Source organism: Vibrio sp. 10N.222.49.C9, from assembly GCF_041474985.1.
GTDB lineage: Bacteria > Pseudomonadota > Gammaproteobacteria > Enterobacterales > Vibrionaceae > Vibrio > Vibrio crassostreae_C.
The window spans coordinates 70,141-76,786 of the sequence record NZ_JBFRVD010000041.1 but is presented as its reverse complement, the minus strand read 5'-3'; the positions used below and the strand labels follow the sequence as shown (position 1 = coordinate 76,786).

The following is a 6,646-nucleotide window of genomic DNA, read 5'->3' as shown; positions in this document are numbered from 1 at the left end:
GCTCGGCGCACCATAAAAAAGCCCACTCCGAGGAGTGGGCTTTGAGCATTTATATCCGCATATCAGCGATACACTTTAGGCGATTAAGCTTGAGAAGCTTTAACCTGAGCGTGTAGCTCTTGAACTGAAGTTACTGACGTTTTCGCGTCTGCAGTGTGCGCCATACAAGTCGCGAATGCAGCATTTAGCGTAGTCGTGTAGTTAACTTTCTCAGCAAGTGCACCACGACGAAGAACTTTAGAATCTTCAATCGCTTGACGGCCAGCTGCAGTGTTCACGATGTACGTATACTCGTTGTTCTTGATACGGTCAAGAATGTGAGGACGACCTTCGTGTACCTTGTTTACTAGACGTGGGTTGATGCCCGCTTCGCCAAGGATAACCGCAGTACCGTGAGTTGCGTCTAGCTGGTAACCAAGCTTAGATAGTTTAGATGCTAGGTCAACAACACGCTCTTTGTCGCCTTCGCGAACAGAAAGAAGTGCACGACCGCCTTCTGGGTAGATGTTGCCACAACCCAATTCAGCTTTAGAGTATGCTTCAGCAAACGTTGCACCAACACCCATAACTTCACCAGTAGAGCGCATTTCAGGGCCTAACAGTGGGTCAACACCAGGGAACTTGTTGAATGGAAGTACAACTTCTTTCACTGAGTAGTAAGGTGGGATGATTTCTTTCGTAAAGCCTTGAGACTCTAGAGATTGACCCGCCATTACACGAGCGGCAATCTTAGCGATTGGCGCACCAGTTGCTTTAGATACGAATGGAACCGTACGTGCTGCACGAGGGTTAACCTCGATTAGGTACACTTCATTGTTCTTAACAGCAAACTGCGTGTTCATCAGACCACGAACACCCAACTCGAACGCTAGCTTTTCAACTTGCTCGCGCATTACGTCTTGGATTTCTTGGCTTAGCGTGTATGCAGGAAGAGAACATGCTGAGTCACCAGAGTGAACACCCGCTTGCTCGATGTGCTCCATAATACCGCCGATTACAACGCGCTCACCGTCACAAATCGCATCTACGTCTACTTCAACAGCGTCATCTAGGAAGCTATCAAGTAGTACTGGAGATTCGTTTGATACGCTAACTGCTTCGTTGAAGTAGCGACGTAGGTCTTGCTCGTCGTATACGATTTCCATCGCACGACCACCAAGTACGTAAGAAGGACGTACAACAAGTGGGAAGCCGATTTCACGAGATTTCTCTACCGCTTGCTCCATTGTTGTTACTGTCGCGTTTTCTGGTTGAAGTAGGCCTAGACGGTCTACAGCAACTTGGAAACGCTCACGGTCTTCTGCACGGTCGATTGCGTCTGGGCTAGTACCGATGATTGGTACGCCAGCAGCTTCAAGAGCACGTGCCAGTTTAAGTGGCGTTTGACCACCGTACTGAACGATAACGCCTTTTGGCTTCTCAACACGAGCGATTGCTAGTACGTCTTCCAGAGTTACTGGTTCGAAGTACAGACGGTCAGACGTATCGTAGTCTGTAGAAACTGTCTCAGGGTTACAGTTAACCATGATAGTTTCGTAGCCATCTTCACGTAGCGCTAGTGATGCGTGTACACAACAGTAGTCAAATTCAATGCCTTGGCCGATACGGTTTGGACCGCCGCCTAGAATCATGATTTTTTCTTTGTCTGTTGGGTTTGCTTCACACTCGTCATCGTAAGATGAGTACATGTAAGCCGTATCTGAAGAGAACTCAGCTGCACACGTATCTACACGCTTGTATACCGGGTGGATATCGTATTGGTCACGTAGACGACGGATTTCGCTTTCCGCTACACCTAGAATCTTAGATAGGCGCGCATCAGCAAAACCTTTACGCTTAAGCTTGTTTAGCTCGTCTTTATTTAGACCAGCAAAGCCTTTCGCTTTAAGTTCTTGCTCTAGCTTAACGATGTCTTCGATTTGAACTAGGAACCAACGGTCGATTTGCGTTAGGTTGAATACACCATCTACCGACATACCAGCACGGAATGCGTCAGCGATGTACCAAATACGCTCTGCGCCAGCTTCTTTAAGTTCGTGACGGATAGTCGTTAGAGCATCTGGTGCGTCTAGGTCTACCATTTCGTCAAAACCAGTCGCGCCAACTTCTAGGCCGCGAAGTGCTTTTTGTAGAGATTCTTGTTGGTTACGGCCGATAGCCATAACTTCACCAACCGACTTCATTTGCGTCGTTAGGCGGTCGTTAGCACCTGCAAACTTCTCGAAGTTAAAACGAGGAATCTTAGTTACTACGTAGTCGATTGTTGGTTCGAATGATGCTGGAGTTGCGCCGCCAGTGATGTCATTCATTAGCTCGTCTAGCGTGAAACCAACAGCCAGTTTCGCTGCAATCTTAGCGATTGGGAAACCTGTTGCTTTAGATGCTAGTGCAGAAGAGCGAGATACACGTGGGTTCATCTCGATGATAACCATACGGCCATCTTTCGGGTTGATACCAAACTGTACGTTTGAACCACCTGTTTCAACACCAATCTCACGCAGTACTGCTAGAGATGCGTTACGCATTAGTTGGTATTCTTTATCTGTCAGCGTTTGAGCTGGAGCCACAGTGATTGAGTCACCTGTGTGAATACCCATTGGGTCGAAGTTTTCAATCGCACATACGATGATGCAGTTGTCGTTTTTGTCACGAACCACTTCCATCTCGTACTCTTTCCAACCGATAAGTGATTCATCGATAAGAAGTTCATTAGTTGGAGATAGATCCAAACCACGACGACAGATTTCTTCAAATTCTTCTTTGTTGTAAGCGATACCGCCACCAGTACCACCCATCGTGAACGATGGACGAATGATACAAGGGAAACCAACCATGTCTAAAACTTTGTAAGCTTCTTCCATCGTTTTCGCTGTATCAGCAGTTGGACACTCAAGGCCAATTGCTTTCATTGCTTTATCGAAGCGTGAACGGTCTTCTGCTTTATCGATAGCGTCAGCCGTTGCACCAATCATTTCAACACCGAACTCTTCAAGAACGCCGTGCTTTTCTAGGTCTAGAGCACAGTTCAATGCAGTTTGGCCACCCATAGTAGGTAGAACTGCATCAGGCTTCTCTTTAGCGATGATGTTACGCACAACTTCCCATTGGATAGGCTCGATGTAAGTTGCATCTGCCATATCTGGGTCAGTCATGATTGTCGCTGGGTTCGAGTTCACAAGAATAACTCGGTAACCTTCTTCGCGAAGCGCTTTACAAGCTTGAGCACCAGAGTAATCGAACTCACATGCTTGGCCGATAACGATCGGGCCAGCACCTAGAATAAGAATACTTTTAATGTCAGTACGTTTTGGCATTGTCTACTACTCCGAATTACGCTGTGTGCTGTTTGATTAGTTCAATAAAGTGGTCGAATAACGGCGCTGCGTCTTCTGGACCTGGGCTCGCTTCAGGGTGACCTTGGAAGCTGAATGCTGGTTTGTCTGTACGGTGAATACCTTGTAGAGAACCATCAAATAGTGATTTGTGCGTTGCACGTAGTGTCTCTGGAAGGGTTTCTTCGTCAGCAGCAAAGCCGTGGTTTTGCGAAGTAATCATCACAACATCACGATCTAAATCTTTAACCGGGTGGTTTGCGCCGTGGTGACCAAACTTCATCTTCACTGTCTTAGCGCCTGACGCAAGAGCAAGAATCTGGTGACCTAGACAGATACCGAAGATTGGTAAGCCTTTTTCTAGGAACACTTTTGTCGCTTCAATTGCGTAAGTACATGGTTCTGGGTCACCAGGGCCATTTGAAAGGAAAACACCGTCTGGGTTCAGAGCAAGTACTTCTTCAGCTGAAGTCTCAGCAGGAACAACCGTTAGGCGGCAGCCGCGGTCAACAAGCATTCGTAGGATGTTTCGTTTTGCACCGAAGTCATAAGCAACAACGTGGTATGGCAATTCTGAGTCTGCTTTCGCTTCAGGAAGTCCACCCGTAAGCGTCCACGAACCTTGTTTCCATTGATACGCTTCTTTTGTTGTAACTTCTTTCGCAAGGTCCATACCTTTCAGGCCAGGGAATTCTTTTGCTTTAGCTAGAGCCAAAGCTTCGTCTAGGTTTCCGTCGTTTACTGAAGAGCCAGCTACAATACAACCGTTCTGTGCGCCTTTTTCACGAAGAATACGCGTCAGCTTACGAGTATCGATATCAGCGATACCAACAACGTTTTGCGACTTAAGGTAATCAGAAAGGGATTGTTCATTACGGAAGTTAGAAGCGATTAGAGGGAGATCGCGAATCACAAGGCCTTGAGCGTGGATTGAAGAAGATTCTTCGTCTTCGGAATTGGTTCCGGTATTGCCAATGTGAGGGTAAGTAAGGGTAACGATTTGTTGAGAATAGGAAGGATCAGTGAGGATTTCTTGGTACCCCGTCATCGAGGTATTAAAAACGACTTCACCAACTGCAGAACCTACAGCGCCAATGGCTTCACCGTGAAATACTGTCCCATCTTCTAGGACGAGTAGTGCTGACTTCTTCAAGACAACCTCCAGAAATAAAAATGCATTAAAATTGATTTAATTTGCAAATCTACCTTCCTGCAACACCAAAAACTGCGTGTTTATGGAAATTAGACAAATTGGCGGTATTTTAGTGATCTGCGTGATACGTGTCAACATTTAACTCAAAAGAAATTAAACATTTGTAAGGACTAATTCAATTTACCCCCTCAAAGCTCCAAAAGTTCAACTTTCATACGCATTTAGCTCGAATATTACGATTTTCTAATTTTCACCCCTCATTTTAGCCAACTATAGAGTGATAAAAATATCAGCAACAAAACGCAATCGATAAATACCAAGAGAAAACATGACAATTTAAAGATCTAAAACAAAAAACATACTAAAGACCACATAAACAGCATAGAAATGGAGTCAAAAAGGCGATAAGAAGAAAGTAGAAGGAAGATCGGAGAAGTGAGATTACTAAGGAAAAGGCACCAAATAAAAAAAGCGCCGGCAATTGCCAGCGCATAAATATCTATTTATAGGTCATTCAAACCAAGCACATCCGTCATGGTATAAAAGCCTGCTGGTTTATCATTTAACCAAACCGCGGCCTTGATTGCGCCATTAGCAAAGGTCATTCGATCAGTGGCTTTATGGGTAATTTCCACTCGTTCACCGATATCAGCAAACATAGCGGTGTGTTCACCAATAATGTCACCGGCACGAATCGTCGCGAAACCAATCTCATCTTTAGTGCGCTCGCCAGTAATACCCTCGCGTGACCATACAGCTACATCGTTCAGCTCATTGCCCATAGCACCCGCAATAGCTTCGCCCATACCAATCGCAGTACCTGACGGTGCATCGACTTTATGACGGTGATGAGCCTCAACGATCTCGACATCACAGTAATCGCCCATCACTTTAGCGGCCTTCTCTAGCAGCTTAAAGACCAGGTTCACACCAACGCTGTAGTTAGGTGCCATTACGATAGCCATCTCTTTTGAAGCAGCATCAATCACCTGCTTCTCTTCTTCAGAGAAGCCCGTTGTACCGATGATCAGTTTTTTACCGTGACGTTTACAAAGTTCAATATTCGCTAATGTGCTAACAGGGGCAGTAAAATCGACAATCACATCAAACTCTTCGATGGCTTTAGACAAATCATCGACTAAAGCAACATCAAAACGACCTTCACCGCATAACTCGCCGACATCTACGCCGACCAAAGATGACTCTGGACGCTCTGAACCAGCTCCAACACTTGCTTCTGAATTATGATGAGCGGCTTTCACCAAGTTGCGGCCCATGCGGCCCGCTGCTCCTGCAATTGCAATTCTTACCACTGCGAATATCTCCATTGTTTTGGTTACCGTTGCCACTTATCTCTTGCAGCAACGTTCAATCGATTAATCTCTTTAAACTAACAACAATCTCAAACTCAGGCTAGCAATTACGAAAACTCTTTTATTACTCGCTCTAAAATTGGCACATTTGCCTCTGGGAAGGCGTATTGATTCAATGATTCAAGGCTTACCCATTCACCTTGCTGACCTTCTTTACCATAAGGCTGCTCTTCAAAATCAGTCACGAGAATGAAATCGAACTTAAGTGACTTATCCGTGTAATCAAATTCAAGATGCTCAAACAGAGACTGCTCGGTCACCTTGATACCGACCTCTTCATCAAGCTCGCGAGTCATCGCTTGCTCAATAGTTTCGCCCTCTTCAACCTTGCCACCTGGAAATTCCCAGAAGCCACCTTTGTGCTTGTCATCTGGACGCTTAGTGATAAAGACCTGTGACTTATCTTGATTGAAGATAATACCCGCTACGATATGGATTCTTTTCATTGATGGTGTTCCTTAATAAAACGCTGAACTCACATAGTCCCTAAATACGTCATCCTCAAGAAAGAGGAACGACTGAGTTGGGGATCTAAAACTACGCGAGCCTAACTAAACAAGATTCCCTACTACGCTCACTCCTCGCCATAGGGAATGACAACTTCCTTGCGTAACAAAGTAAGCCATGAAATTTACATACAAAAAGAGCCGCCTAAGCGACTCTTTATATTCTATTTGTCAGTTTTATGAAGCTAAGTTGTAGTGTATGAGAGCAAGGCGGTGGCACGGAGCTTACGACTTTAAGTGAGTACCACCAACGCAGCTATCATGCGCTACAGCAACGATTCA

4 protein-coding genes are annotated in these 6,646 nt (G+C 45.4%); all 4 read right to left on the bottom strand.

What is annotated here, in order from left to right:
* Nucleotides 1-83: 83 nt before the first annotated feature.
* Nucleotides 84-3,314, bottom strand: a complete 3,231-nt coding sequence (gene carB / locus AB4585_RS17630) for a carbamoyl-phosphate synthase large subunit (RefSeq protein ID WP_017059294.1) — start codon at nucleotides 3,312-3,314, stop codon at nucleotides 84-86.
* A 16-nt stretch (nucleotides 3,315-3,330) separates the two neighbouring features.
* Nucleotides 3,331-4,485 (bottom strand): glutamine-hydrolyzing carbamoyl-phosphate synthase small subunit, encoded by a 1,155-nt coding sequence (gene carA, locus AB4585_RS17625; protein WP_010434758.1) that lies wholly within the window; start codon nucleotides 4,483-4,485, stop codon nucleotides 3,331-3,333.
* Between the two features lie 503 nt (nucleotides 4,486-4,988).
* The gene (gene dapB, locus AB4585_RS17620) at nucleotides 4,989-5,813 is read right to left on the bottom strand and encodes a 4-hydroxy-tetrahydrodipicolinate reductase (protein ID WP_020628676.1); all 825 of its coding nucleotides are present in this window, start codon (nucleotides 5,811-5,813) and stop codon (nucleotides 4,989-4,991) included.
* 92 nt (nucleotides 5,814-5,905) lie between these two features.
* Nucleotides 5,906-6,304, bottom strand: coding sequence for an 8-oxo-dGTP diphosphatase MutT (mutT, locus tag AB4585_RS17615; RefSeq protein WP_017062897.1), 399 nt, complete (start codon nucleotides 6,302-6,304; stop codon nucleotides 5,906-5,908).
* Between the last annotated feature and the right edge of the window lie 342 nt (nucleotides 6,305-6,646).